Genomic DNA, 24749 nt, shown 5'->3' with positions numbered 1-24749 from the left:
GGGGTCAGCCCGCCGGGTTCACCCCGGTTCCGCGCCCGGCGGAGATCTGCGCGGCGAGGCGGCGGACCCGCTCCTCGTGCTCGTCGTACGCGACGACGACCGGCGGCTCGTTGTACGGCATCGTGTCGGACGAGCGGCGCAGCTTCACGTACTGGCCGCACGCGTCGATCGCGTACGGCTCCATGTCGTCCTGCAGCGCGCCGATGACCGTGATGCCGTGCGTCTCGCCGATCTCGCGGAACAGCGCGACGGCCTCCTTGCGGTGCTCCTTGCCGAGGTTGCGGCCGAGCTCGTCGAGGACGAGGCACAGCCGCCCGCCGCCGGAGCTGGCGAGCGCCGCCGCGCACACGAGCTTGACGGCCTTCTCGTCCATGAGGGCGGTGTTGGCGCGCCGGTTGTACGGGACGTACCGCTGCCCGTCGGAGCGCCGCCACTTCGGCACGACCCGCCAGCGCCACTCCTGCTCGGGGTCGCCGGGCGGCTCCGGGGTGGGGAACTCGAGGGTGGCGCCGTAGCCGCCGTAGTCCACGTCGAGCTTCCCGAACTCCTCCGACACGCGCTGCAGGCGGGCGCGGATCGCGGCGGTCAGCGCGGTGCGGTGCGCCTCGGCGGCGCCGGCCGCGTCCGCCGCGCCCTTCTGCGCCTTCTCCAGGTCGGCGCGCCGCGCCCCGAGCTGCACCTCGATCTGCCGCCGCTGGTGCCGCTCGTAGTCCTCCTGCTGCCGCAGGTACGCCTGGACGGCCTTCACGAGGCGGGGGAACGTGGCCTGCTCCCGCTCGGTGCGGCGGCCCTCGCCGTCGGTGCGCTCGCGGAGCAGGAACCGCACCTCCTCCGGCATGTCCTCGTCGGACGTCCCGTCCGGGAACACGCGGCGCAGCGCCTCCGACAGGTGCTTCTCGGCCGTGTGCCACCACTCGGCGGGCGTCCACGTCGCCTCGTCGTCGGTGAGGCCCGACAGCCATTCGGCGGCGCCGTCGCGGGACCCGCCCCACTCCTTCTCGAGCGCCTCGACGCCGAGGGCGGCGCGCCGGTCGGCCAGCTCGGCCGAGCGCGCCCGCACCCGGTCGCGGTCCCGGTCGTGCCCGTCGCGGCGGCTCCGGAGTCGGTCCGCCTCGAGGGCGCGCGTGTCGGCCTTGGCCTGCAGGCGCCGGAGCGTCTGCTCGGCCGCGCCCAGGCGGGGCCCGAGGCGCGCCTCGCCCGCCGCGAGCTCCTCCAGTTCCGCCCGCAGCTCCGCCATGCGGGACCGGACGTCGTCAAGTTCGGCCGCTGCGCGCGCGCCCGCGAGTCGACGTCCGGCCAGCGCGACCTCGGCGGCCGCGTCGGACGTCGCCCGCCGCGCGGTCTCGAGCGCCTCCTGCGCCGCCTCCAGTTCCGCGCGGGCCGCCTGCATCCGCGCGACCCGGCCGGTCACCGGCTCGGGGAACCCGCCGACGATGACGACGCCGCCGGGGGCGCCGCCCTCCAGCGCCGCGAAGAAGCCCGCGAGCGGCAGCGCGCACCGGACGCCGTCCGGGTGCCCGTCCAGGGGCTCCCCGCCGGCCGCGACGTCGCCGTCCGCCGGGACGATCATCGAGCCGGGCAGGTCCTTGAGCGCGCCGGCCGCGGCGTCCAGGTCGTCCGTCCCGACGGCCACGGCCTCCCGGAACGGCCACAGCGCGGCCTCCCACCGGTCCCGGACGCCGGCGGCCAGCTCGACCGCGTCCAGCAGACCGACCGCCGCGATCCCGGCGGCGGCGAGCGCGCGGATCTGCGCGGGCGCGCTGCTCGCCCCCGCCTCCGCCTCGGCGACGGCCCGCTCGGCGCGGGCGACGGCGCCGCGCGCCATCCCGAACTCCTGCTGCGCCTCGTCCCGGCGGGTCTCCGCGGCGGCGAGGCCCTCCCGGGCGGCGGCCTCGTCGCGGCCGTCGGCGTCGCGGCGCCGCTCCTCCAGCTCGGCGACGCGGCGGCGCAGCTCCTCCAGGCGGTCCTGCGCGACGGCCTTGTCCGCGCCGAGCCGGTCCACCCGCCCCTTCAACTCGGCGAGCGCCGACTCCGCGGACGCGACCTGCTCGTCCAGCGCCCCGCCGGTGAGCTGCTCCATCTCCTGCTCGGCCGCCCTCGCCGCGGCGGCCAGGCTCTCGGCCTCGGCGCGCAGCGCCTCCTGCTCGGCGGCGAGCGCCGCGTCGGCCGCGGCGGCGTCGGCGAGCAGCCGCGCCTGCCGGGTCCGCCAGTGCCGCAGCGCCGCGTCGACGTCCGCGCGGGCCCGGTCGCGGCGGTCGAACGTCTTCAGCAGCGCCGCCGCCTCCCGCTCCCACTCGGCGAGCCGCTCGGTCGCCTCCGCGGCCTTCGCCCGCTCCCGGTGCTCCTCCGCGCGGGACCGCCGCTCGGCCTCCAGCTCCCGGTCCAGTCCGGTCAGCGCCGCGATCGCGCTGAAGATGCGCTCCGGGCTGATCTCGTTGAGCGGCTGCGACAGCAGGTTCGTCGCGACCTTGCTGCGCACCGACGTCGACAGGAACGACACGCACCGGACCTGCCCGCCGTACAGGACGCGGCCCAGGTCCTTCGCGACGAGGTCGCGGCGGCCCGCGCTGCGCGGCAGCCCCGCCCACAGCCGGTCGGCCAGCGCGACCCGGTCGGCCTCCGACGGCGCCGCCGCCAGGTGGACGCCCCGCCGCCACCGGATCTCCAGGTGCGGGGCGTCCACGTTCACGCGCAGCCAGACGGTCAGCGCCGTCTCCTCCGCCTCGCCGTCCCCGGTGTCCTCCGGCGGGTCGGCCGGCGGGTCGGCCGGTGGGTCGGCGTGGTCGAAGACGCCGACGATGTAGCCGTGGTCGGCGCTGGCCCACCGGCTGTCGCCCTGCGCCGCCAGCTCCGCGTTGAACAGCAGCTCCGCGACCGCGCGGGCCCCGGACGCGAACCGCCACTGCTCGTCCCCGAGCAGCGCGGTGATCGCCGCGATGAACGACGACTTGCCCGCGCCGTTGGAGTCCTTCGGCCCCTGCCCGGCCACCACGATCAGCGTGCCGGGCACGGTCGGCACCGGGTGCGTCGACAGCCGCGAGATGTTCACCGCCTGGACGGCGACGAGCGTGCGTTCGCCGACGATGTTCTCGGCGTCCCGGGCCGGGCCCGGGACGAGCGGTTCCAGGACGGCCGTCATCTCTCGCTCTCCCCCTGATCGTGTTCCCGGTTGCGGCGGCGGGCCCGGATCGCCGCCGCGAGCGGCGAGTCCGGCCCGGCCGCCAGGATCAGCTCCTCCTGCAGCCGCCGCCGCGCGGCGGGCGTCAGCCGGTGGAACTGCGGGCCCGGCACGAACCCGCCCGACCCCTGCTCGCCCTTGCCGTCCGCGGCCGCCTTGACCTGCGACACCAGCCCGGCGAGGCGCAGCCGCCGCAGCGCCGCGTCCAGCTCGCCCACCGGCAGCTGGGTGCGGCGGCGCAGCTCGTCGACGGGCGTCGGGAACGGCGACAGCCACGAGTCGTCGCCGAGCCGCCCGGCGGCGCGCGGGATCGCCACCGAGTGGATCAGCACGAGGGCCAGCACCGCCCGGTCCCGGACGGACGGGACGCACGCGGGGTCGCGCGCCAGCTCGGCGGCGACGTCGTCGCGGTAGCCCGAGATCCACTTCGTCCGGTCGGACCGCACGAGCGTCCGGCCGCTCAGCGCGAGCATCCCCTCGACCGTGCGGCGCAGCGCCGGCTCGCGCAGCGCCGGGAACCGCACCTCCGGCACCGGCTCCGCCGCGTGCTCCACCGCCGTGTACGCCGCGACCAGCTCCGCCCGCCGCCGCTCGTCGTAGGGCCGCAGCAGCGCCTCGAACACCTCACTCACCGCCCGCCCCCTCCGCCTCCGAGGGCTCCGCCGCCGCGTCCGAGGGCTCCGCCGCCACCGACGCCTCCGACGGCTCGTCCGGTTGCGCCAGCCCCGCCGCCCGCTGTTCGCCCTCCGGCGGCTCCGGCGGCTCCACCGTCGGAGATTCCGCCGTCTCCGGCGCCCCCGCCGTCTCCGGCGCCCCCGCCGTCTCCGGCGCCCCCGGCGCCCCCGCCGTCTCCGGCGCCCCCGGCGCCGCCGCCGTCTGCGAGGGCGGCGCCCCCGCCGTCGGCGGTTCGCCCTCCGGCGGCGGCTCTGCCGCCTCCGGCGCCTGCGGGTCCTCCGTGGCCGCCGGCGCCGACGCGCCCTCCGGCGGCTGCGGCGGCTCCGCCGCCTGTGGGGGGTGGGGGAGGCGGCGGAGGAGGTCGCGGAGGGAGGCGAGGGAGCCCTCCGGCCACAGCGCGGTGCGCGGGCCCGGGCGGACCGTGCCCGCGCCCTCGTCCAGCAGCAGCCACCCCGTGTCGGCGAGCCGCCGCAGCTCCCCGGTCGCCCAGCGGCGCGCGAGGTCGGCGTCGCCCCGCGTCATCCCCCCGTACACCTCCAGCACGTGCCCGACCGGCGCGGGCGTCCCGGGCCACGGGGCGTCGTCCAGCCGCAGCCAGCAGCAGCGCAGCGCGGCGGCCAGCACGCGGCGCGCCTGCCCCGCGCGGTCCAGCGGCATCGGCGCCGTGTCGTACTCCTCCAGCAGCGCGGGCGTCGCGCCGTCCGGCCACTCCGGCAGCAGCCACACGCGCGTCCCGTCCGACGCCGTGCGGACCCCGGACGGGACGGGCTCCGCCGCGTCGAGCGACGGGACGCCCAGCACGCGGGCGCGTGCGCGGGCCAGCACCTGCGGATCCACGTCGTGCCGCTCGCTCATGCCCGCTCGAACCAGCCCGGGGACAGCCACGCGGGGACCCCGCCGGGCCGCGCGTCCAAGCCGTCCTCCCACACGAGCCGGTACGGCAGCTCGGGGTGCAAATGCGCGGCCGACAGGTCGGCGAGCATCCGCCGCGCGGACGCCCAGTCGGCGCCGAGGACGTCGGCGACGGCGACGCGGTCGCGGCCGCGCAGCGCCTCCTCGGCGACCGCCCGCAGCCGCGCGGCGGCGGCGTCCTCCGCGCCGGTGTCGCGGGACAGGCCCGCGTCCGGGACGGACGGGCGCGGCGGCGCGGGCCGCGGCGGCGTCGCGCGGGGGCCGTCCTCGACGGCGGTCACCACCGCCGCCGGCTCGTGCCACGGCGCGGGCGCGTCGAACACGAACCCGTCGAGGACGGCCGCCAGCTCCTCGCGGGACGCGGTGCGGGAGAACGTCCGCCACGTCTCCGGCGGCAGCAGCGTCAGGTTCCGGGTGGTGCCCGCCGAGTCCGACAGGCGGGCCGCGGCCCGCCGCGACGCGTCCCCGTAGGCGTAGATCGCGGCGCGCAGGTCGGTGCAGACGCGGTCGAGCTGCGGCCAGCGGCGCAGGATCGCGCCGTGCAGCCGCTCGGCGCGCACCAGGATCTCCTCGGTGCCCCACAGCTTCGGCGCCTGCTCGCGCAGCTCCTCGATCGTGCCGTTCGTCAGCGTCAGCAGCTCCACGCTCCACAGCCGGAACGCGCGCGCGAGCCCGTCCGCGCCGTCGCGCGCCTGCTCGGCCGTCATCCGCGGGTCGGCGACGTTGAGCTGCTCGAGGGCGAGCAGCCGGTGCATCTCGCTCTGCCCGCCGTCCAGCATCATCCGCCGGACGAACATCAGCCCGACCACGCTCGTGAACGACGCCCGGTACCGGAGCTGGTTCGGTTTCGGGAACACCTCGCGGACGGCGCCGAGCCCCTTCAGCACCCGCAGCCGGTTCTCGAACACCTCGGACGGGTAGCCGCGGCACACGTACCGCATCTGCTCGCGGCTCAGCCCCTCCTCGCCCGCGTCGGCGAACGCGGCGAGGAGCGTCTCGGCGACGTCGACCAGCTCGGGGTCGTCGACGACCGCGCCGCTGTCGCGCGCGAGGGCCGCGAACATCTGCCGGTAGACGCCGAGGACGGCCTCGCCGACCAGGACGTCGTCCAGGCTGGCGGCTTCATCGTCGGTGGTAGGGGACACGGCGCACTACCGTACGGCTCCGGACCGACGATCGCGGAATCGGACGCCGTCAGCGCGCCGAGCCGGGCCGCAGCAGGCCGCGCTCGAACGCCGCCCCGACCGCCGCCGCGCGGTCGTTCACGCCCAGCTTGGCGTAGATGTGCAGGAGGTGCGTCTTGATCGTGGCCTCGCTGACGAACAGCTTCGCGGCGGCCTCCCGGTTGGTGCTGCCGCGCGCCACCAGCCCGAGGACCTCCAGCTCGCGCGGGCTGAGCGGCTCCCCGCCGTCCGGCGGGACGTCCGGGGCCGCCGGCGGCGCGGGCGCGGCGCCCGCCCGCATCCGGCTCATCAGCAGCGTCGCGACCGGCGGCGACAGGACGGCCTCGCCGCGCGCCGCCGCCCGCACCGCGCGGAACAGCTCGTCCTTGCGGGCGTCCTTCAGCAGGTAGCCGGTCGCGCCCGCCTCGATCGCGGGCAGGACGTCCCGGTCGGTGTCGTACGTGGTCAGCACCAGCACCCGGCACGGCGACCCGGACTCGGCCAGCCGGGTGATCGCGGTGACGCCGTCCATGCCGGGCATCCGCAGGTCCATCAGGACGACGTCGGGCCGCAGTTCCGCGGCGAGGCGCAGCGCCTCGGCGCCGTCCGCGGCCTCGCCGACCACCTCCAGGCCGGGTTCGCCGGTGAACATGCCGCGCAGCCCGTCCCGCACCACCGGGTGGTCGTCGACGATCAGCAGCCGGACGACCGGCCCGTGCGGCGCGGTCACGGCAGCGCCTCGGCGGGGACCGCCGGGACGCACGCCGACAGCGCGGTGCCCGCGCCGGGCGCCGACTCGATCTCCAGCCGGCCCGCGACCCGCGCGACGCGCCGCCGCATCGCGGCGAGCCCGTGCCCGCCGCCGGCGGTGGGGCGCACCAGGTCGGGGGCGAACCCGGCGCCGTCGTCGCGGACGTCCAGCATCACGACGTCCCCCATGTAGGAGAGGGTGAGCGCGACGCGGGACGCGGCCGCGTGCTTGGCGACGTTGACGAGCGCTTCCTGCGCGGTGCGCAGCAGCGTCCCCTCGACCTCCGGGTGCACGGCCTGCACGGTACCGGTCGTGGTGAACCGCGCGGGGACCCCGTGGGCCGCCGTCCAGCGCTCCGCGATCTCGCCGAGCGCGTCGGGCAGCGCGGCGTCCTCCAGTTCGCTGGGGCGCAGCGCGTGCACCGACCGGCGGGCCTCGGTGAGGCTCTCGCGCGCCATCTCGTGCGCGACGTCCACGTGCCGGAGCCAGTCGGCGCCGCGCTCGTGGGCCTGCCGGGCGGCCTGGAGCTGCGCGACGACCCCGGCGAGGCCCTGCGCGACCGTGTCGTGGATCTCGCCGGCCATCCGCTGCCGCTCGTCCTGCACGCCCGCCTCGCGGGCCTGCGTGAGCAGCTGCGTCTGGAGCCCGGCGTTCTCCTCCAGCGCGGCCTCGAGCCGCGCGTTCGCCTCGGCCAGCTCGTCGATCACCCGCTTGCGCTGCGCGGACTGCTCCTCCACCCGCCATCCGAACATGCAGAACGTGGTCGCGACCGCCGCGTTGATGAGCAGCGCCAGCAGGTAGACGGGCGTCGCCTCGACGATGACGGCGAACCCGCCGAGCTGGGACGCGGCGGAGAAGGCCGCGGTGACGCCGATCCCGGCGAAGCGCCAGGGGGACGGCAGCATGAACGCGTGGACGTACCCGACCATGACCGCGAACCCGTACAGCGGGTTGACCGCGATCAGGGCGCCGAGGACCGCCAGCAGGCCGGTGTAGTAGACGGCCGCGAGGACGGTCCGCTCCCGCCAGCGGGGGTGCAGCGTCACCATCCACGCGATCCACCCGGCGGCCAGCGCGGTGAGGCCCAGCATCGCCGCGATCCCGGCGGGGGTGTTGGGGTAGACGAGCAGGCCCAGCAGGGTGGAGATCCCGAGCAGGACGTACGGGACGGCGCCCAGGGCGACCTGTTCCCGCAGCTCCCAGGGGTCGTAGTCGGGTGCGCGGACCGTCCCGCCGACGCTCGTCACATCGCCCTCCCGGCTCGTCCCGGCGGCCGTCACTCCCAGCGGAAGATCCGTGCCGCCACAGCGGTGGCGACCACCCCGTACGCGGCCATTATCGCAAGACCGGACCATTCGGGCGCCTCGCCCAGCCACGCGCCGCGGACCGCCTTCAGCCCGGCGCCCAGCGGCGTGGCGTCGCAGACCCGCTGCAGCGCCGCGGGCATCTGGTCGTAGGGGACGTACACGCCGGCGAGGAACAGGCTCGGGAAGAACAGCAGCGACCCGGCGGCGTTGCCCGCGCGGGCGGTGGGCGCGACGGCCGTCACCACCGCGCCGACCGCCAGCAGCGCCAGCATGCACGCCGCGGCGGACAGCACGAACCAGCCGGGGCTGCGCGGCGCCGCGATGCCGAACACCGCCGCGCCGAACCCGATCAGGACGAGCGCGCTGACCGCCGCCATCACGGCGTTGAACAGCAGTTGCGCGACGAGCAGCGCGGACGGCCGCGCGGGCGTGGCGCGCATCCGGCGCAGCACGCCCCGCTCCCGGTACTCGGCGAGGATCGCGGGCATCATCATCAGGGCGAGGATCGCGAAGGCGATGCCGATGCCGAGCGACGCGATGTACTCGGCGAGGGTCTGCCCGCCGAGGTCCTCGGCGGGGTCGCCGGAACCCGGTACGACGGCGAACCCGGTCAGCAGGGCGAGCGGCAGGACGAACGCGAAGACGAGCGTGTGCCCCTCCCGCAGCCGCAGCCGGAACTCGGTGGCGATGATCTTGGCGTACACGGCGGCTCCTCAGGCGCGGTCGGACGGGCGGGCGGGCGGATCGGCCGGGCCGTCCGGCTCCGCCGCGGGCGGGCCGCCGGTCAGCGCGACGTACGCGTCGTCGAGGCTCGTCTGCTCGACGCGCAGGTCGGCGACCAGGACGTGCCGGCGCGCCAGCGCCGACGCGACGGCGGCGGCGAAGTCGCCCGTGCCGTCGACGACGACGTGCCGTCCGGACCGTGCCACGCCGGTGACGCCGGGCAGCCCGGCCAGCTCGGCGAGGTCGGGCTCGGCGGACGGGCGGAACCGCATCCGGCCGCCGCCGCCGGTCGCCTGCTCGATCAGCGCCTCCGGCGTGCCGGACGCCGCGACGCGGCCGCGGTCGAACACCGCGAGCCGGTCGCACAGCTCCTCGGCCTCGTCCATGAAGTGGCTGATGAGCACGACCGTGACGCCGCCGTCCCGGACCCGGCGGATCAGGTTCCAGGCGGCGCGGCGCGCCTGCGGGTCGAGGCCGGTGGTCGGCTCGTCCAGGAAGACCAGGTCGGGGCGGCCGACGAGGGCGAGCGCGATGTGCAGCCGCTGCGCCTGCCCGCCGGACAGCCTGCGGACGCGCGCCCGCCGCTTGTCCTCAAGGTCCCATTCGGCGAGCAGCTCGCCCGGGTCGCGGGGGGAGCGGTAGAAGGACGCGTACAGCTCCAGCGCCTCGCGCACCCGGATCGACGCGGGCAGGCCGGTCTGCTGGAGCTGCACGCCGATCCGCTCGCGCAGCCGGTCGCCGTCGGCGCGCGGGTCGAGCCCGAGGACGCGGACGCGGCCCGCGTCGGGGCGGCGGAGGCCCTCCAGGCACTCCACCGCCGTCGTCTTCCCCGCGCCGTTCGGGCCGAGGATCCCGAAGATCTCGCCGTCCCCGACCTCGAACGACACCCCGTCCAGCGCGGCGCGGCCGCCGTACCGCTTGACGAGGCCCTCTACTTCGATGATGCCCAACGCGCGTCCTTCCGCCGCCGACCCGAGCCTTGCGGCTCCAGGCTCGCGGCGGGACGCCCGCGCGGGCATCGACCGTCCGGTCGGCGCGGGGCTGATCCCGCGCGGTCCCGCATCGACCGAACGGTGGACGGCCCGGCTCAGCCCTGGCGCGGGATGGCCTTGTGCTCCAGGTAGGCGGCCAGCCCCTCGGGGCCGAGCTCGCGGCCCATGCCGCTGTTCTTGTAGCCGCCGAAGGGGGTGTTGGGGTCGATGACGTACATGTTGACGCCGCAGCTCCCGGTGCGGATGCGGCGCGCGACCTCGACGCCGTGGTCGGGGTCGGCGGTCCACACCGAGCCGCCGAGGCCGTACTCGCTGTCGTTGGCGATGCGGACGGCGTCGTCCTCGTCCTCGTAGGGGATGAGGACCAGGACCGGCCCGAAGATCTCCTCGCGGGCGATGCGCATGTCGTTGCGGACGTCCCCGAAGACGGTCGGCGCGACGTACCAGCCGCGGTCGTGCGGGCGGTCCAGCCCGCCGGTGATGAGCTTGGCGCCCTCGTCCTGGCCGAGGCGGATGTAGCCCTCGACGCGCTCCTGCTGGCGCCGCGCGACCAGGGGGCCGATCTCGCTGGTGTAGTCGGCCGGGTCGCCGACGGTGAGCCCGCCGACCATCGCGGCGAGCGCGTCGGCGACCTCGTCGTAGCGGCTGCGCGGGGCGAGGATGCGGGTCTGCGCGGCGCACGCCTCGCCGTTGTTCATCAGCGACGCCAGCTTGAACCCCTCGACGGTCGCGGCGAGGTCGGCGTCCTCCAGGACGATCGCGGCGGACTTGCCGCCGAGTTCGAGCGTCACCCGCTTCAGCTGCTCGCCGCAGACGGCGCCGATCTTGCGGCCGGCTTCGGTGGAGCCGGTGAAGGACACCTTGTCGACGTCCGGGTGCGCCACCAGGTACGCGCCGACCTCGCGCCCGGCGGGGACGATGTTCACCACGCCCTCCGGGAGGCCCGCCTCCTGGATCCACTCGGCGAGCAGGTAGGTGTCCAGGGGCGTCTCCGGGGACGGCTTGGCGACCACGGTGCACCCGGCGATGAGGGCGGGCGCGAGCTTGAGCATGAGCGTGAACTGCGGGACGTTCCAGGGGACGATCGCCGCGACGACGCCGACGGGCTCGCGGGTCACGGTGACCGGCCCGAGCATCCCGGGGCGCTCGTCCTCCCAGGTGTAGGTGGCGGCGAGGTCGGTGTAGTACTGGAGCACCATCTGCGGGATCGCGGCCTGCCCGAAGATCGAGAACCCGATCGGCGAGCCCATCTCGGCGGTGACGAGCTCCGCCATCCCCTGCTGCCGCTCGGCGTAGATCGCCGACAGCCGCCCCAGGATCTCGGCGCGCTCGGCCGGGGTCATCCGCGGCCACGGGCCCTCGTCGAACGCCCGCCGCGCCGCCGCGACGGCGGCGTCCATGTCTGCCTCGGTGCCCTCGGGGACGCGGCCGATGACCTCTTCGGTGTGGGGGGAGATGACCTCGATCGTGCCGGTTCCGGCCGGGGCGGTCCATCCGCCGCCGATGAAGAACCGATCGTGCTCGCGCATGCTGGGGTGCCTCCTGCCCTCGGGGGCGGACGTGACCACGTGGTCAAACCGAGTGCTTGCTTGGCCACAGCATCGCACGCGCCCCCGGGATCTTGGAAGAGCGGATGAGACTCCAGTCTCATCCGGTAGGAAGGGCGGCATGACCGACATCGTGGACGTCTGGGTCGATCCCGTCTGCCCGTACACCTGGGCCGCGACCCGCTGGCTGCTGGAGGCCGCGCGCGTCCGTCCGCTGGAGCTCCGCTGGCGGCAGCTGAGCCTCGCCGCGCTCAACGAGGGCCGCGACGACGACCCCGAGGGCGACCCGGAAGGGTACCTGTGGCTGCCCGCCCGGGTCTGCGCCGCCGCCGAGGAGCACGCCGGCCACGACGGGCTCGGACGCTTCCACCTCGCGCTCGGCGCCCGCGTCCACGAGCGCGGCGAGATGGACGAGCGGACCATCCCCGCCGCGCTCGCCGACGCCGGGCTGCCGGCGGCGCTCGCCGCGGCGGCCGGGTCGGACGAGCGCGACGACGCGGTCCGCGCGTCCACCGCGGCGGGGCTGCGCAGGATCGGCGGCGACATCGGCGGCGCCCACGTCGGGACCCCGATCGTCGCGGTCGGCGGCACCGCGTTCTTCGGCCCGGTGCTGTCCCGCATTCCGCGCGGCGAGGACGCCGGGCGGCTCTGGGACGGGACGCTCCTCGTCGCGGGCACCGCGGGCTTCCACGAGCTCAAGGGACGCCCGCACGCCGCGCCCGACTTCGCCTGACGGGCCGCGCGCCCGTCCGTCCCGTCCCGTCCGTCCCGTCCCGTCCGGCCGGGCCCGCCGGTCAGGGACCGTCCGGGCGGAGCAGGTGCGCGTTGGGCGCGCGGGCCAGGTCCGCCAGCGCGGGCAGTTCCACCAGCTCGACGCCCGCGGCCTCCAGCACCTCCGCGCCCGTGCCCTCCACGAACAGCGACGGCTCCCGCCACGCGAACACCACGCGCCGCGCGCCCGACGCGACGATCAGCTCCGCGCACGTCCGCGGCCGCGACGCGCGCCGCCCGCACGGTTCGAGCGAGCTGTAGACGGTCGCGCCCGCCAGGTCGCCGGACGCCTTCGCGAGCGCGGCCTCCTCCGCGTGGTCGCGCGGGTCGCCCTCCCGCGAGTGCCCGCGCGCGACCTCCCGCCCGTCCGCGCCGACGATCACCGCGCCGACGGAGAACGCGGTCCGCGACGGCGGGCACAGCGCCGCCAGCCCGCACGCCAGCCGCAGCCACTCCGTGTCGTCCATGGGACCCATCCTGCCCGTCAGCCGCGCCGGCCCGCCGTCAGGTACCGCAGCAGCACCAGGTCGCCGATGCGGGTCACCTCCTCCAGCCGCATCGGACGGTCCGGGCGCTGCGGGAACACGCCCGAGTGCGCGAACCGCGGCGCGGACGGGTCGCCGACGAAGAACGGCGCCACGACGAGCTGCAGCTCGTCGGCGAGCCCGGCGGTGAGGAACGCGGTGTGGATCCCGCCGCCGCCCTCCACCATCAGCCGCCGGACGCCCCGGCCCGCGAGGTCGGCGAGCACGCGCGGCAGCTCCGGCGGGTCGCCGGCGCCGACCACCTCGGCGCGGCCGGCGAGCCGCTCCGCCAGCGGCGCGACCGCCGCCGACGCGGTGTAGACGAGCTTCGGCGACTCCCCGGTGGTGAAGAACCGGGCGTCCGGATCGACGTCGCCGCTCCAGGTCAGCGTGACCTTCGTCAGGTCGGGCGGCAGCCCCCGCGCGACCCTGCGCTCCCGCCGCGCGGGCGAGCGGACCAGCAGCCTCGGGTCGTCGGCGCGGATCGTCCCGGCGCCGACGAGGATCGCGTCGCAGCCGGCCCGCACGGCGTCGACCCGGTCGAAGTCCGCGGGACTCGACAGCCGCAGCCGCTCCGGACCCGCGTCGTCGATGTACCCGTCGACGGACATCGCGCAGCTCAACAGGACGTAGGGACGTTCGCTCACCCGTCGACACTAGAACGTCCCGGACGCGCCCCGGTCCGGAAGCGGGGATTCGAAGATCCTTTGTGGTGACTCGGCGTTTCTGCGCCGGATGTGTCGGAGGGGAGTCCTAGGGTTGCCCCCGACATGCGAATCCTCCACACCTCCGACTGGCATCTCGGCAGATCCTTCCACCGCGAATCCCTGAAGGACGCGCAGGAAGCGTTCGTCGACCACCTCGTCGACACGGTCCGCGCGGAGCGGGTGGACTGCCTGCTCGTCTCCGGCGACGTCTACGACCGGGCGCTGCCGAGCGTGGACGCCGTCCGGCTGTGCAGCGACGCGCTGGCGCGGCTCAAGGAGCTGACCCGGGTGGTGCTGATCGCCGGCAACCACGACTCGGCGAGCCGGCTCGGCTGGGGGTCGCGGCTCCTGGACGACGCGGGCGTGCACGTCCGCACCGAGTTCGCCCGCGTGGGGGAGCCCGTCCTCGTCGGCGACGCCGCGATCTACGGCGTCCCCTACCTCGAACCCGAGTTCGCCCGGCACGAGTGGGAGCTGGACGAGCGCAGCCACGCCGCCGTGCTCGCCGAGGCGATGCGCCGCGTCCGCGCCGACGCCGCGTCCCGCGGCCCGGACGTCCGCTCGGTCGTCCTCGCGCACGCGTTCGTCACCGGCGGCGAGGCCAGCGACAGCGAGCGCGACATCTCCGTCGGCGGCTCCTCGCACGTCCCGGTGTCGGTGTTCGACGGCGTCGACTACGCCGCCCTCGGCCACCTGCACGGCAGGTGGAAGGTCAACGACCGCGTCCGGTACTCCGGTTCGCCGCTGGCCTACTCGTTCTCCGAGGCGAGCCACGTCAAGGGTTCCTGGCTGGTCGACCTGCGCGCGGACGGCGTCCACGCCGAGTTCGCGGAGGCGCCCGTCCCGCGCCGCCTGGCCCGCGTCGAGGGCCGCATCGACGACCTGCTGGAGAGCGCCCGGTACGCGGAGTACGAGGACCACTGGCTGCAGATCACGCTGACCGACCCGGAGCGGCCGTCCGGCGCGATGGAGAGGCTGCGCCGCCGCTTCCCGCACGCGCTCGTCCTCGGCTACGCGCCCGAGGGCGCGGCCGGTGCCCCGGCGCGCACCTGGACGGAGCGGGTGCGGGACAGGTCGGAGCTGCAGATCGCGGGCGACTTCGTCGCCGAGGTGACCGGGGCGCCTGCGAGCGAGGACGAGCGCACGCTGCTGCACGAGGCGTTCGAGCACTGCCGCCGGAAAGAGGCGATGGCGTGAGGCTGCACCGGCTGGAGGTCACGGCGTTCGGCCCGTTCTCCGGCACCGAGGAGATCGACTTCGACGCGCTGTCGGACGCCGGGCTGTTCCTCGTCCAGGGGCGGACCGGCGCGGGCAAGACCAGCGTGCTCGACGCCGTGTGCTTCGCCCTGTACGGGCAGGTGCCCGGCGCCCGCAACCGGGCGAAGGGACTGCGCAGCGACCACGCCGCCGCCGGTGCCGTGCCGCAGGTGGTGCTGGAGACGACGATCCGGGGCCGCCGGCTGCGCCTCACCCGGTCCCCGGAGTGGGAACGTCCCAAACTCCGCGGCACCGGCACCAGGAAAGAGCAGCACAAGGTCCTGCTGGAGGAGTTCGTCCGCGGCGCGTGGACGGGCGTGTCCAACCGCATCGACGAGACGGCCGACCTGATCGGCGACCTGCTCGGCATGAACGCCGGCCAGTTCTGCCAGGTCGCGATGCTGCCGCAGGGCGAGTTCGCGGGTTTCCTGCGCGCCAAGGCGGACGAGCGCCGCAAGGTCCTGGAGCAGCTGTTCGCCACCGAGGTGTTCACGGACGTCGAGAAGTGGCTGGGCGAGCGCCGCGCCGCCGCGCACCGCGAAGCCGAACGGCTCCGCGCCGACGTGGTCTCGGTCGCCGACCGCATCGCCGAGGTGACGGGCGCTCCGCCGCCGCACGCGCCGGACCCCGGGGCCGTCCCGCGCCCGCGCACCGGGGAGCCGTCCGCCGGACCGCTGGACGACGTCGCGGAGCTGCCCGGGTGGGCGGAGCGGCTGGCGGACGAGCACGCCGGCATGCGCGCGGCCGCGGACGAGCGGCGCGCCGCGGCCGCCGCCGACCTGGAGGCCGCCCGCGCCGCGCTGGAAGACGGCCGGGTCCTCACCGAACGGCGCCGTCGCCATGCCGAGGCGGTCGCCCGGCAGGCCCGGCTGCGCGACGAGGCGGAGGAGCGGTCCCGCGTCGGGTCGCGGCTGGACGCGGCGGCCCGGGCCGACCGGGTCGTCGCGCTCGTCCGCGCGGTGGAGGAACGGCACGGGCACGCGGTGCAGGCCCGCCGCCGGCTGGAGGACGCGCGGGCGCGCGTCGCCGGACTGCTGCCGCCGAACCCGTCCGAGGACGTGCTCGTCAAGGCCGAGCGGACGCGCCGCCACGAGATCGCGACGCTGGAGAGCGCGCGCGCCGACGCGGACCGGCTCCGCGCCGTCGACGCCGAACGGGCGTCGCTCGCGGCCGAGTCCGGGCGGCTCGAACCCGAGCGGGAGCTGCTTGCCTCCTCCCTCCCCGCCGTCCCCGCGGCGGGCGCGGCCCGCCGCGCCGAGCTGGAGCGGGCGAAGCTCGCGGCGGCCGGCCGCGCGGGGGCCGCGGCCGCCCTGGAGGACGCGCGGCGCCGGCTCGGCGCCGCGCAGCGCCGCGACCAGGTCGCGCACCTGCTCGCCGAGGCCGAGGCCGCGCACCGCGATGCCGTCGACGCCGCCCAGGACGCCCGCGACCGGGCGCAGGAGCTGCGGCAGGCGCGCCTCGACGGGATGGCGGCCGTGCTCGCCGCGGACCTGCGGGACGGCGAACCGTGCCGCGTCTGCGGATCGACCGGGCATCCCGCGCCCGTCACGTCCTCCGGAGCGGTCCCGACCGAGGAGGAGATCGAGGAGGCGCAAGCCGCCTACGAGCGCGCGCAGGGCGACCGCGAACGCGCGTCCGGCGAGGCCGGGGCGCTGCGGACCGAACGCGACGGGCTCCTCGACACCGTGGGGGACGCGCCCGCCGCCGACCTCGCCGCCGACCTGGACGACGCCCGCCGCGCGCTCGAGGACGCCGAGGCGCGCGCCACCGCGGCCGACCGCCTCGAAGCGGCCCTGCACCGGGACGAGCAGGAACTGCGGCGCGTCCAGACGGCCGCCCGCGACAACGAGCTGGCGCTCACCGCGAACCGCACCCGCGACCGGGACCTCGCCACCGAGCAGGCCCGGCTGCGCGCCTCGCTGGACGAGGCGCGCGGCGGCGACGCGACGCTGGAGGACCGCATCGCCCGGCTCGGCGAGGAGGCCGACGCGCTCGCCGCCGCCATGGCGGCGCAGCGCGACGCGGCCCGCGCCGCCGAGGAGCTGACCGCGGCGCGCGCCCGCGCGGAGACGGACGCGGAGGCCCAGGGGTTCCGTACGTTCGACGAGGTGCTCGCCGCCGCGCTGCCCGACGAGGACCAGGGCGAACTGCGCGACATCCTCCGCCGCTTCGAGGCCGAGGAGGGCGCCGTCCGCGCCCTGCTCGCCGACCCCGACCTGGTCGCCGCCGCGGCCGCGCCCGCCCCCGACCTGCCCGGTCTGCACGCCCGCTTCGCCGCCGCCGAGTCCGCGCACACCGCGGCCGCGTCCGACGCGCACGCCGCCGCCCTCCGCTGCGACCGGCTCGCCGATCTGCGCGCCCGGCTCGACACGGCCGTCCGCGCCTGGCGGCCCGCCGCCGACCGGCACGAGGTCGCCCGGCGGCTCGCCGGCCTGGCGTCCGGCAAGGACCCGGCCAACCGGCGCGCCATGTCGCTGCCCGCGTACGTCCTGGCCGCCCGCCTCGAGCAGGTCGTCGCGGCGGCGAACGAACGCCTGGCCCGGATGTCGGGGGGCCGCTACGAGCTCGTCCACACCATCGAGAAGGCGGCGGGCGACCGCAGCCGCAGCGCCGGCGGCCTCGGCCTGCGCGTCGCCGACGCCTGGACGGGCCAGGAGCGCGACCCGGTGACGCTGTCGGGCGGCGAGTCGTTCATCACCTCGCTGTCCCTCGCGCTCGGCCTCGCCGACGTCGTCACCGCCGAGACCGGCGGCGCCGAGATCGGCACCCTCTTCGTCGACGAGGGCTTCGGCACGCTCGACGCCGAGACCCTCGACGAGGTCATGGACGTCCTGGACGGCCTGCGCGACGGCGGCCGCGCCGTCGGCATCGTCAGCCACGTCCCCGAGCTGCGCGCCCGCATCCCCGCCCAGCTGCGCATCGCGAAGGAGCGCGGCGGCTCCACCGCCAAGATCGTCGTCTGACGGCGGAACGTCGGGGGCGCGCTCTAGAGTCGCGTCCCATGTGGCAGGACTTGTCGGTCATTCCGGCTTCATGGCGGTCGCGTGTCCATCCCTGGAAGGACGGCCCGACGGCGCCGGACCCCGCGGTCGACGAGGCCCTCGCCGGGGACGTGCTGCGGCGCGTCTCCGGGATGCGCGAGCGCCTCGTCGAGTACATCGAGACCTGCGAGCGCTTCCTCTTCGACGAGGAGCTGATCGACCCGGCCCGCGCCTACCTGAGCGGCGAGGCCGACCCGGTGGGCGCCGCCGCGACGCTCGTACTGCTCTCCGACAAGACCGTCGCGTCGGGTTTCTACGGCGCGGCCGGGCCGCGGACCCGGACCCGTTTCGACGGGCTGGCCGACGCCTGGACGGCCGAGCACGGGCTCGCGTTCGCCGCGAGCGCGTTCGTCGAGCTGAGCGGGATCGGCCCCCGGATGGCCTGGCCCGGCACCGACGACCACTACGCGCTCGGCGTCCACGCGTCCATCGAGCACTCGCTGGCACTGCTGTGGGACGCCAGGCACGGCGGCGTCCGCCGGATGCGGGAGCTGCTGACGGCCGCCGACGAGGCGGTGCTCGACCGGCTCGGTGCCCTGCGCACCACGGTGCCGCGCGGCATCGTCGTGTCGTATCTCGTCCCGCAGCGGGACGCGTGGCTGGACGAGTGCCTCGTCGACCCGCCCACCATCGGGTGGGAGGGGAAGGCCGCCTGGATGCTGTGGTGCTGCCTCGGCTCGGCGGCGCGGTTCGAGCGGGCCCGCGGCGTCCTGCACGGCGGCCGGTACGAACTGGTGCCGGACGTCCTCGCCACCGTCTACGCGGGGGCGGGCCCGGCGCTCGTGCCCGTGCTCGGCGCCGCGCTGGACGGGCGCCCGCTCGCGCAGAACCGCGACGCGGTCCTCACCCTGCTGGCGAGGATGCCGTACGACGAGGCGTTCGCCGTCCTCGTCGAGCGCACGGGCGACGCGGCCGTGCGCCGGGCCCTCGGCGCCGCCGCGCGGCGCTTCCCCGACCGCGCCCGGCGGCTCATGCCGTCCGAGCCCGGAGCGGCCGGGCGTCCCGTGCCGGACGCGTCCGGCGAGGCCCCGGACGCGTCGATCGCGCTGCCGGAGCTGCTCGTCCGCCCGCCGTGGGCCCGTCCCGCGCCCCGCGGCGTCCCCGGCCTGAGAACGCCGCCCGAGCGGGCCGTCGTGTGGGAGCCCGGCGAGCGGGAGCGGTGGGCCGCCGAGGCCGCGAAGTGGCGCCCCGAGGTGCTGGGCGGGAAGGACCCCGAAGCGGCGCTGGCGAAGGCGATCGACGCGGTCCGCGCCGGGGCGGGCGGCGGCATCAGGGAAACGATGACCGTGTTCCTGCACGCCCCCGACGACATCGTGGACACGCTCGTCCCGGGCTGGGAGCCGTACAGCCACGACTTCACCGACGGCTGGATCCGCCCGTTCATCGCGCGCTTCGGGCTGGGCGCCCGCGAGGTCGCGCTGCGGTTCGCGCTCCGCCCGCGCAGGGACCGCGCCCAGGCGGCGCGCGAAGCGCTCCTGCCGTTCCGGGACGCCGAGGTCGCCGAGCGGATGGCCGGGTGGCTCGCCCGGGAGGTCGAGCCGCTCGGCCCCGTCCGCGACTGGTTCGGACGGCACGGCGCCGCGGCCGTCCCGCTGCTCGTGCCCGCCGCCCTCGGACGTCCGGGCGCGCGGCGGCGGCGGGCGGAGCACGCACTGCGGTTCGTCGCCGAGCTGACGGACCCCGGACGCGTCGCCGCGGCGGCGGGGGAGCACGGGGAGGCCGTGCGGCGGCTCCTGGCGGAGCCCGCGCCCCCGCCGGAGCCGCCGAAGATCCCCGCGTGGGCGGCGCCGGGCGTCCTGCCGCGGGTGCGGCTGCGCGACCGGGACGCCGTGCTGCCGGACGAGGCGGCCGGCCACCTCGTGACGGCCCTCGCGCTCGCGGCGCCGGGGCTGGACGAGGTGCGGGAGGCGTGCGACCCGGCGTCGCTGGCCGGGTTCGCGTGGGCGCTGTTCGAGCGGTGGCTGGCCGAGGGCGCCCCGCCCGGGGACGGCTGGGCGCTGCGGTCGCTCGGCCTGGTCGGCGACGACGACAGCGCGCGGCGCCTGGCGCCGCTCGTCCGCGAGTGGGCCGGGACGAAGAAGCTGCACGACCGGACGGTGAAGGGACTGGGGGTCCTCGTCGCGATCGGCACGCCGGTCGCGCTGCTGCACCTGCACGAGATGCGGCGCAAGGGCGGGGCCTCCGGGGTCAGGGAGGCGGCCCGGACGCTGTTCGGGCAGGTCGCGGCACGCGCGCACCTGACCGTCGAGGGGCTGTCCGAACGGATCGTCCCCGACTACGGTCTGGACGCCGACGGCGGCACGACCCTCGACTACGGTCCGCGCCGCTTCCGCGTCGGCTTCGGCGGCTCCCTCGAACCCTACGTCGCCGATCACGCCGGGCGTCCGCTGAAGGCCCTGCCCGAGCCGGGCGCGGGCGACGACCTCGAACGCGCCGAGGCCGCCCGCCGCCGCTTCACCGCGATGAAGGCCGAGGTGCGGACCGCGTCGACCTACCTCGTGGAGCGGCTGGAGAAGGCCATGATCCGGCGCCGCTCGTGGAGGGCGGAGGAGTTCCGCGCCCTGTTCGCCGAGCACCCCCTCGTCCGCCACATCGCCCGCCGCCTCGTGTGGACGGCCGACGGCGCCGCCTTCCGCATCGCCGAGGACCGCACGTTCGCCGACGTCCACGACGACGCGTTCGTCCTGCCCGGTACGGCCGTCGTGCGCCTCGCGCACCCCGCCGAACTGGGCGGCGACCTGGACGCGTGGGCGGAGACCTTCGCCGACTACGGGCTCGACCAGCCGTTCCGGCAGCTCGGCCGCCCGTTCCACCTGCTGACCGAGGACGAGCGCGCGGCGGGCCGGATGACGCGGTTCGAGGGACGGGTCGTCGACGGGGACCGGGTCCACGCCATGGAGCGCCGCCGCTGGTCGGTCTCCCTCATCGGACGGGACGGCCACCCGGGCGGCGACCTCGCGGCCGTGCTCCTCGCCCGCGAGGAGCCGGACGCTCGCGCGGTCGAGGTCACGGTGCTGCGATGGCACGTCCCCACCGGGCTCGAGCACCGCATCGGCACGGCCACGGTCGGCACGCCGGATCCCGCGTTCGTGTCCGAGGCCGTCGCCGACCTCCTCTGGCTGGTCGGCTGACGGGCGGAATGTCGTTGATCATCTCTACCGTGGTGTGCCATGTCCGACGACGCTCCCGTGTTCCCCGCCGCGTGGCACGACCGCCTGCACCCCCGCGCCGACGGCCCGGTCCCCCCGGACGCCGAGGTGAACGCGTCCCTCGCGGAGGACACGCTCCGCAGGATCGACGCGATGCGCGTGCCCATGGGGAAGTGGCTGGGCAAGGAGTGGCACTTCGAGGACGGCCTGACCGAACGGGCGCACGCGTACCTGAACGGTGAGGCCGACCCGGTGGGAGCCGCCGCGACGCTCGTCGCGCTCTCCCACACGGGGAAGATCGCGACGGGGTTCCACGGCCCCGGGGGACCGCGCGCCGCGACCCGTTACGACGGCTTCGCCGACGCCTGGACCGCCGAGCACGGCCTCGCGTTCGCCGTCGCGGCGTTCGTCGAGCTGAGCGCGATCGAACCCGAGTGCAAGATCGCCCGGAGCGAGTGCACGAAGGGCGCCCGCTACGCGCTCGACGGCTACACGATGGACCTGTGGTGGGCGGCCCGGCACGGCGGCGCCCGCCGGATGCGCGAGCTGGCGGCCGCCGCCGACGGCGCGGTGCTCGACCGGCTCGCGCGGCTGCGCACCACGCCCGTGCGCCGGATCGTCGCTTCCTACCTGGCCCCCGCCCGGACGGACTGGCTGGACGCGTGCCTCGCCGAGGCCGACGCGCCCCCCACCCGCCGCGAACGGACCGCACGCTGGATGCCGTGGTGCTCGATCTCGTCGGCCGCGCAGTTCGAGCGCGCCCGCGACGTGCTGGGCCTCGGCCCGTACGAGCTGGTGCCGGACGTCCTCGCCACGGTGCTCGAACGGGTCGGCCCGGCGGCGCTCGCGCCCGTCCTCGGCGAGGTCCTGGACGGGGCGCTCCGGGGCGCCGAGCGCGACGCGGTCCTCGACCTGCTGACGGCCGTGCCCGCCGACGCGACGTTCGCCGTCCTGGCCGAACGCGCCGGACGGGACGGGAGCATGCACGTCCGGCGCGCCCTCGACGCCGCCGCGCGGCGCTTCCCGGAGCGGGCCCGCCGCCTCCTGCCGCCCCGACCCGCCCCCGCGCCCCGGCGGTTTCCCGACGCGCCGGACCGCGACCTGCCGCCGACGCTCGTCCATCCGCCGTGGACGTGGCGGACCCCGGCGCCCGACCCGATCGTCGTCCCCGGCCTCGCCGCCCCCGCCGAGCGGACGGTCGTGTGGGCTCCGGGCGAGCGCGAGCGCTGGGCCGACGCCCCCGGGTACCGGCCCGAGAGGCTCGGGTACGGGCGGTACGACGAGGAACTGGCGCGGGCCGTCAAGCAGTACCGGAGGAGAAACGCCTACCCCAAGCAGGAAGTGGTCATGTTCCTGCACGCCCCCGACGACATGGTCGGGCCGCTGCTGCCCGCGTGGACGCCCCCGGCGGGCCTCGGCCGGGTCCCCGAGTGGACCCGCCCGCTCGTCGCCCGGCACGGAGCGGGCGTCCGCGACCACGCCGTGCGGGCGGCGCGCGCGAATCCGGCCGGCGCCGGGGGCCTGCTCGTGCCGTTCCGGGACGCCGAGGTCGCCGCGCTCATGGCGGAGTGGCTCGACCGCCGCCCGGCCGCGCGCACGCACGTCCGGGCGTGGTTCGACCGGCACGGCGCCGAGGCCGCGCGGCTGCTCGTCCCGGCCGCCCTGGCCGCGCCGGGCGCCGAGCGCGGGCGGGCCGAGCGGGCGCTGCGGTTCGTCGCGGCCCGGACCGGTGACGCGTCCGTCGTCGAGGCCGCGCGCGGGTACGGGGACGCCGCGGTGGGCGCGGTCCGCGCGTTCCTGGCCGACACGCCGTTCGTCGGCGTGCCGGGCCGCGCCCCCAGGCCGCCGGCGTGGGCCGATCCGGCCGCACTGCCGCAGGTGCCGCTGCGCGGCCGCGCCGCCGCGCTGCCCGCCGGTGCGGTGACCTCGCTGGTCACCATGCTCATGATCGCGGACGCGGACCCGGTCTTCGACGGCGTGCGGCCCGCCGCCGCGGCCTGCGACCCCGTCTCCCTGGCGGAGTTCGCGTGGGCGCTGTTCGAGCGGTGGCTCGACCACGGCGCGCCGCCCCGGCACGCGTGGGCGATGGCGTCGCTCGGCCTGCTCGGCGACGACGAGACCGTGCGGCGGCTGGTCCCGCTGATCCGCGACTGGCCGGGCGAGGGCCTGCACCACAGGGCCGCCGCGGGACTGGACGTCCTCGCCGCCCTCGGCACGCCCGTCGCGCTCCTGCACCTGCACGGGCTGACCCGGGGCCGCGGGTACCCGGGGGCCAAGGCGCGGGCGCGGGAGCTGTTCCACCAGTGGGCGGCGCGGGCGGGCGTGCCGCCGGAACGGCTCGCCGAACGCCTCGTGCCCGGCTACGGCCTCGACGCGGAGGGCTGGACGACGCTCGACTACGGGCCGCGCCGGTTCCGCGCGGGCTTCGACGAGCGGCTCGAACCGTACGTCGCCGACGGGTCGGGGCGGCGGCTCGCGGCCCCGCCCGAGCCCGGGACGCGCGACGACCCCGAGCTCGCGGCGGCGGCGCGGCGCCGCTTCACCGCGATGAAGGCGGAGGTGCGGACGGCGTCGGCGTACCTCGCCGAGCGGCTGGAGAAGGCGATGGCCCGGCGGTACGCGTGGACTCCGGACGAGTTCCGCGCCCTGTTCGCCGAGCACCCGATCGTCCGGCACATCGCGCGGCGCCTGGTGTGGACGGCCGGCGGCGCGGCCTTCCGGCTCGCCGAGGACGGCACGCTCGCCGACGTCCACGACGACGCGTTCGTCCCGCCCGCGGGCGCGGCCGTCCGGGTGGCGCACCCGCTCGACCTGGGCGACGACCTCGCGCGCTGGCGGGCGACGTTCGACGACTACGAGCTCGACCAGCCGTTCCACCAGCTCCACCGCCCCGTTCACCTCGTGACCGAGGACGAGCGCGCGGCGGGGAGGATCCGGCGGTTCGACGGCCTGGCGGTGCACCACCGCCGGTTCCGGGCGATGGAGCACCGGGGCTGGGAGCGGGCGAAGGGCCGGGCGGGCATGGACGAGCGGTTCTCCCGCCGGCATCCGGGCGGGCTCGCGGTCGGGCTGGAGCTGGAGTGGGAGTTCGCCGCGGAGGAGGAAAACTGCGACCGGTGGCGGGTCCGCGAGCTGACGATCGACGCGCCGGACGCGGCGCTCGCGTCCGAGGCGCTCGCCGACGTCGTGCGGCTCATCGGCCCCCGCCGGATCGCGGCGGCGCGGCGCCCGTGACCGCCGCTGCGGCCGGGTCCGGTCAGGGCTTGCGGCCGACGCCCGCCATGAGCCAGCCGGACGGCGGGTCGTAGGGGCGGTCGGGCCGCCACTCCGGCGCGGGGACGAGGCCGGGGTCGACGAGGTCGAGGCCCGCGAAGAACCCGGCCAGCCGGGACGCCGGGCGGAACTCGACGGGGAAGCCGAGCAGTTCGACGATCTTCTCGTGCCTGTCGAGGTCGGCGGGGGTGAGCCGGTCGGACGCCAGGTCGCAGACCACCAGGTGGCTGCCGGGCGCCATCGCGTCGCGGAACGCCCGCACGACGCCGTCCGGGTCGTCGGCCTCCGGGATCTGGTCCAGCATCGCGATCATCAGCACCGCGACCGGGCGGTCGAGGTCGACGAGCGCGGTCAGGTCGGGGTCGCCGAGGACGTCGGCGGGGCGGCGGGCGTCGCCGCGCACGGCCGTCGCGGTCGGGACGGCGTGCAGCAGCGCCTGGTAGTGGACGACGGCGACCGGGTCGTGGTCGACGTAGACGGTGCGGGCCGCGGGATCGGCGCGCCGGGCGAGTTCGTGCACGTTGCCCTTGCCGGGCAGGCCGCAGCCGACGTCGATGAACTGCCGGACGCCCGCGTCCAGCAGGTACCGGACGGCGCGGCGCATGAACTTGCGGTTCTCGCGGGGGAGCAGGTGCGCCACCCGGTGCAGGGCGAGCGCGGCCATGGCGGCGTCGCGGTCGGGGCCGTAGTTGTCCTTGCCGCCGAGCGAGAAGTCGTAGACGCGGGAGCTGGCGGCGCCGGGCCGATCGAGCATGGGGGGATCACCTCGACGAGTGAGC

At 76.9% G+C, this 24749-nt stretch carries 17 protein-coding genes; 5 read left to right on the top strand and 12 right to left on the bottom strand.

Translation table 11 applies throughout. The features are described from left to right. Positions 1–4: 4 nt before the first annotated feature. From H505_RS0100815 to H505_RS0100775, 9 genes are all read right to left on the bottom strand, one after another. Positions 5–3139 (bottom strand): coiled-coil domain-containing protein, encoded by a 3135-nt coding sequence (locus tag H505_RS0100815; RefSeq protein WP_026400440.1) that lies wholly within the window; start codon positions 3137–3139, stop codon positions 5–7. Further along, positions 3136–3810: a DprA-like winged helix domain-containing protein gene (locus tag H505_RS0100810; RefSeq protein ID WP_026400439.1), complete on the bottom strand. Its 675-nt coding sequence runs from the start codon at positions 3808–3810 to the stop codon at positions 3136–3138. The genes H505_RS0100815 and H505_RS0100810 overlap by 4 nt, the downstream gene beginning before the upstream one ends. Beyond that, on the bottom strand, positions 3803–4708 hold the full coding sequence (locus H505_RS51375; RefSeq protein WP_245592397.1) for a hypothetical protein: 906 nt from the start codon (positions 4706–4708) through the stop codon (positions 3803–3805). Before H505_RS51375 ends, H505_RS0100810 begins: the two co-directional genes overlap by 8 nt. Next, a complete protein-coding gene (locus H505_RS0100800) occupies positions 4705–5910 on the bottom strand; it encodes a hypothetical protein (protein ID WP_026400438.1) in 1206 nt (401 codons plus the stop codon). The genes H505_RS51375 and H505_RS0100800 overlap by 4 nt, the downstream gene beginning before the upstream one ends. A gap of 49 nt (positions 5911–5959) precedes the next feature. Beyond that, a complete protein-coding gene (locus H505_RS0100795; RefSeq protein WP_211238380.1) occupies positions 5960–6580 on the bottom strand; it encodes a response regulator in 621 nt (206 codons plus the stop codon). 74 nt (positions 6581–6654) lie between these two features. After that, positions 6655–7926 (bottom strand): sensor histidine kinase, encoded by a 1272-nt coding sequence (locus H505_RS0100790; RefSeq protein ID WP_026400436.1) that lies wholly within the window; start codon positions 7924–7926, stop codon positions 6655–6657. A 29-nt stretch (positions 7927–7955) separates the two neighbouring features. Then, positions 7956–8690, bottom strand: coding sequence for an ABC transporter permease (locus H505_RS0100785; protein WP_026400435.1), 735 nt, complete (start codon positions 8688–8690; stop codon positions 7956–7958). Positions 8691–8699: 9 nt separating this feature from the next. Next, positions 8700–9659 carry an ABC transporter ATP-binding protein gene (locus H505_RS39135; protein WP_051299985.1) on the bottom strand — a complete coding sequence of 320 codons (960 nt, stop codon included), beginning with the start codon at positions 9657–9659 and terminating at the stop codon, positions 8700–8702. A gap of 137 nt (positions 9660–9796) precedes the next feature. Then, positions 9797–11230 carry an aldehyde dehydrogenase gene (locus H505_RS0100775; RefSeq protein ID WP_026400434.1) on the bottom strand — a complete coding sequence of 478 codons (1434 nt, stop codon included), beginning with the start codon at positions 11228–11230 and terminating at the stop codon, positions 9797–9799. A 139-nt stretch (positions 11231–11369) separates the two neighbouring features. Here H505_RS0100775 and H505_RS0100770 point away from each other — a divergent pair, with 139 nt between their 5' ends. Then, positions 11370–11981: a mycothiol-dependent nitroreductase Rv2466c family protein gene (locus H505_RS0100770; protein WP_026400433.1), complete on the top strand. Its 612-nt coding sequence runs from the start codon at positions 11370–11372 to the stop codon at positions 11979–11981. 61 nt (positions 11982–12042) lie between these two features. Here H505_RS0100770 and H505_RS0100765 read toward each other — a convergent pair whose 3' ends face one another. Both H505_RS0100765 and H505_RS0100760 read right to left on the bottom strand, forming a co-directional pair. Then, positions 12043–12495 carry a cytidine/deoxycytidylate deaminase family protein gene (locus H505_RS0100765; RefSeq protein ID WP_026400432.1) on the bottom strand — a complete coding sequence of 151 codons (453 nt, stop codon included), beginning with the start codon at positions 12493–12495 and terminating at the stop codon, positions 12043–12045. 8 nt (positions 12496–12503) lie between these two features. Continuing rightward, positions 12504–13190: a RibD family protein gene (locus H505_RS0100760; RefSeq protein ID WP_026400431.1), complete on the bottom strand. Its 687-nt coding sequence runs from the start codon at positions 13188–13190 to the stop codon at positions 12504–12506. Between the two features lie 123 nt (positions 13191–13313). Here H505_RS0100760 and H505_RS0100755 point away from each other — a divergent pair, with 123 nt between their 5' ends. The 4 genes from H505_RS0100755 to H505_RS52255 are packed head-to-tail and all read left to right on the top strand — an operon-like array spanning position 13314 to position 23931. Beyond that, the gene (locus H505_RS0100755) at positions 13314–14447 is read left to right on the top strand and encodes an exonuclease SbcCD subunit D (protein WP_026400430.1); all 1134 of its coding nucleotides are present in this window, start codon (positions 13314–13316) and stop codon (positions 14445–14447) included. Beyond that, a complete protein-coding gene (locus H505_RS0100750) occupies positions 14444–17470 on the top strand; it encodes an AAA family ATPase (protein ID WP_026400429.1) in 3027 nt (1008 codons plus the stop codon). The genes H505_RS0100755 and H505_RS0100750 overlap by 4 nt, the downstream gene beginning before the upstream one ends. A gap of 38 nt (positions 17471–17508) precedes the next feature. Continuing rightward, positions 17509–20679 carry a DUF4132 domain-containing protein gene (locus H505_RS0100745; RefSeq protein ID WP_026400428.1) on the top strand — a complete coding sequence of 1057 codons (3171 nt, stop codon included), beginning with the start codon at positions 17509–17511 and terminating at the stop codon, positions 20677–20679. A 39-nt stretch (positions 20680–20718) separates the two neighbouring features. Further along, positions 20719–23931: a DUF4132 domain-containing protein gene (locus H505_RS52255; protein ID WP_051299984.1), complete on the top strand. Its 3213-nt coding sequence runs from the start codon at positions 20719–20721 to the stop codon at positions 23929–23931. Between the two features lie 22 nt (positions 23932–23953). On the opposite strand, the gene H505_RS0100735 is transcribed toward H505_RS52255, so the two are convergent. After that, positions 23954–24724, bottom strand: a complete 771-nt coding sequence (locus tag H505_RS0100735; protein WP_026400427.1) for an SAM-dependent methyltransferase — start codon at positions 24722–24724, stop codon at positions 23954–23956. Positions 24725–24749 lie beyond the last annotated feature (25 nt).

Source organism: Actinomadura rifamycini DSM 43936 (genome assembly GCF_000425065.1).
GTDB classification, from domain to species: domain Bacteria; phylum Actinomycetota; class Actinomycetes; order Streptosporangiales; family Streptosporangiaceae; genus Spirillospora; species Spirillospora rifamycini.
Note: the sequence above shows the minus strand (reverse complement) of the source record. Positions and strands in the feature narration are given on the sequence as shown.

Bases quoted from the DNA above. Each gene is read 5' to 3' on its own strand.
- H505_RS0100815 (WP_026400440.1), bottom strand. From the start codon at position 3,139: ATGACGGCCGTCCTGGAACCGCTCGTCCCGGGCCCGGCCCGGGACGCC.
- H505_RS51375 (WP_245592397.1), bottom strand. From the start codon at position 4,708: ATGAGCGAGCGGCACGACGTGGATCCGCAGGTGCTGGCCCGCGCACGC.
- H505_RS0100795 (WP_211238380.1), bottom strand. From the start codon at position 6,580: ATGTTCACCGGCGAACCCGGCCTGGAGGTGGTCGGCGAGGCCGCGGAC.
- H505_RS0100775 (WP_026400434.1), bottom strand. From the start codon at position 11,230: ATGCGCGAGCACGATCGGTTCTTCATCGGCGGCGGATGGACCGCCCCG.
- H505_RS0100770 (WP_026400433.1), top strand. From the start codon at position 11,370: ATGACCGACATCGTGGACGTCTGGGTCGATCCCGTCTGCCCGTACACC.
- H505_RS0100765 (WP_026400432.1), bottom strand. From the start codon at position 12,495: ATGGGTCCCATGGACGACACGGAGTGGCTGCGGCTGGCGTGCGGGCTG.
- H505_RS0100755 (WP_026400430.1), top strand. From the start codon at position 13,314: ATGCGAATCCTCCACACCTCCGACTGGCATCTCGGCAGATCCTTCCAC.
- H505_RS0100745 (WP_026400428.1), top strand. From the start codon at position 17,509: ATGTGGCAGGACTTGTCGGTCATTCCGGCTTCATGGCGGTCGCGTGTC.
- H505_RS52255 (WP_051299984.1), top strand. From the start codon at position 20,719: ATGTCCGACGACGCTCCCGTGTTCCCCGCCGCGTGGCACGACCGCCTG.
- H505_RS0100735 (WP_026400427.1), bottom strand. From the start codon at position 24,724: ATGCTCGATCGGCCCGGCGCCGCCAGCTCCCGCGTCTACGACTTCTCG.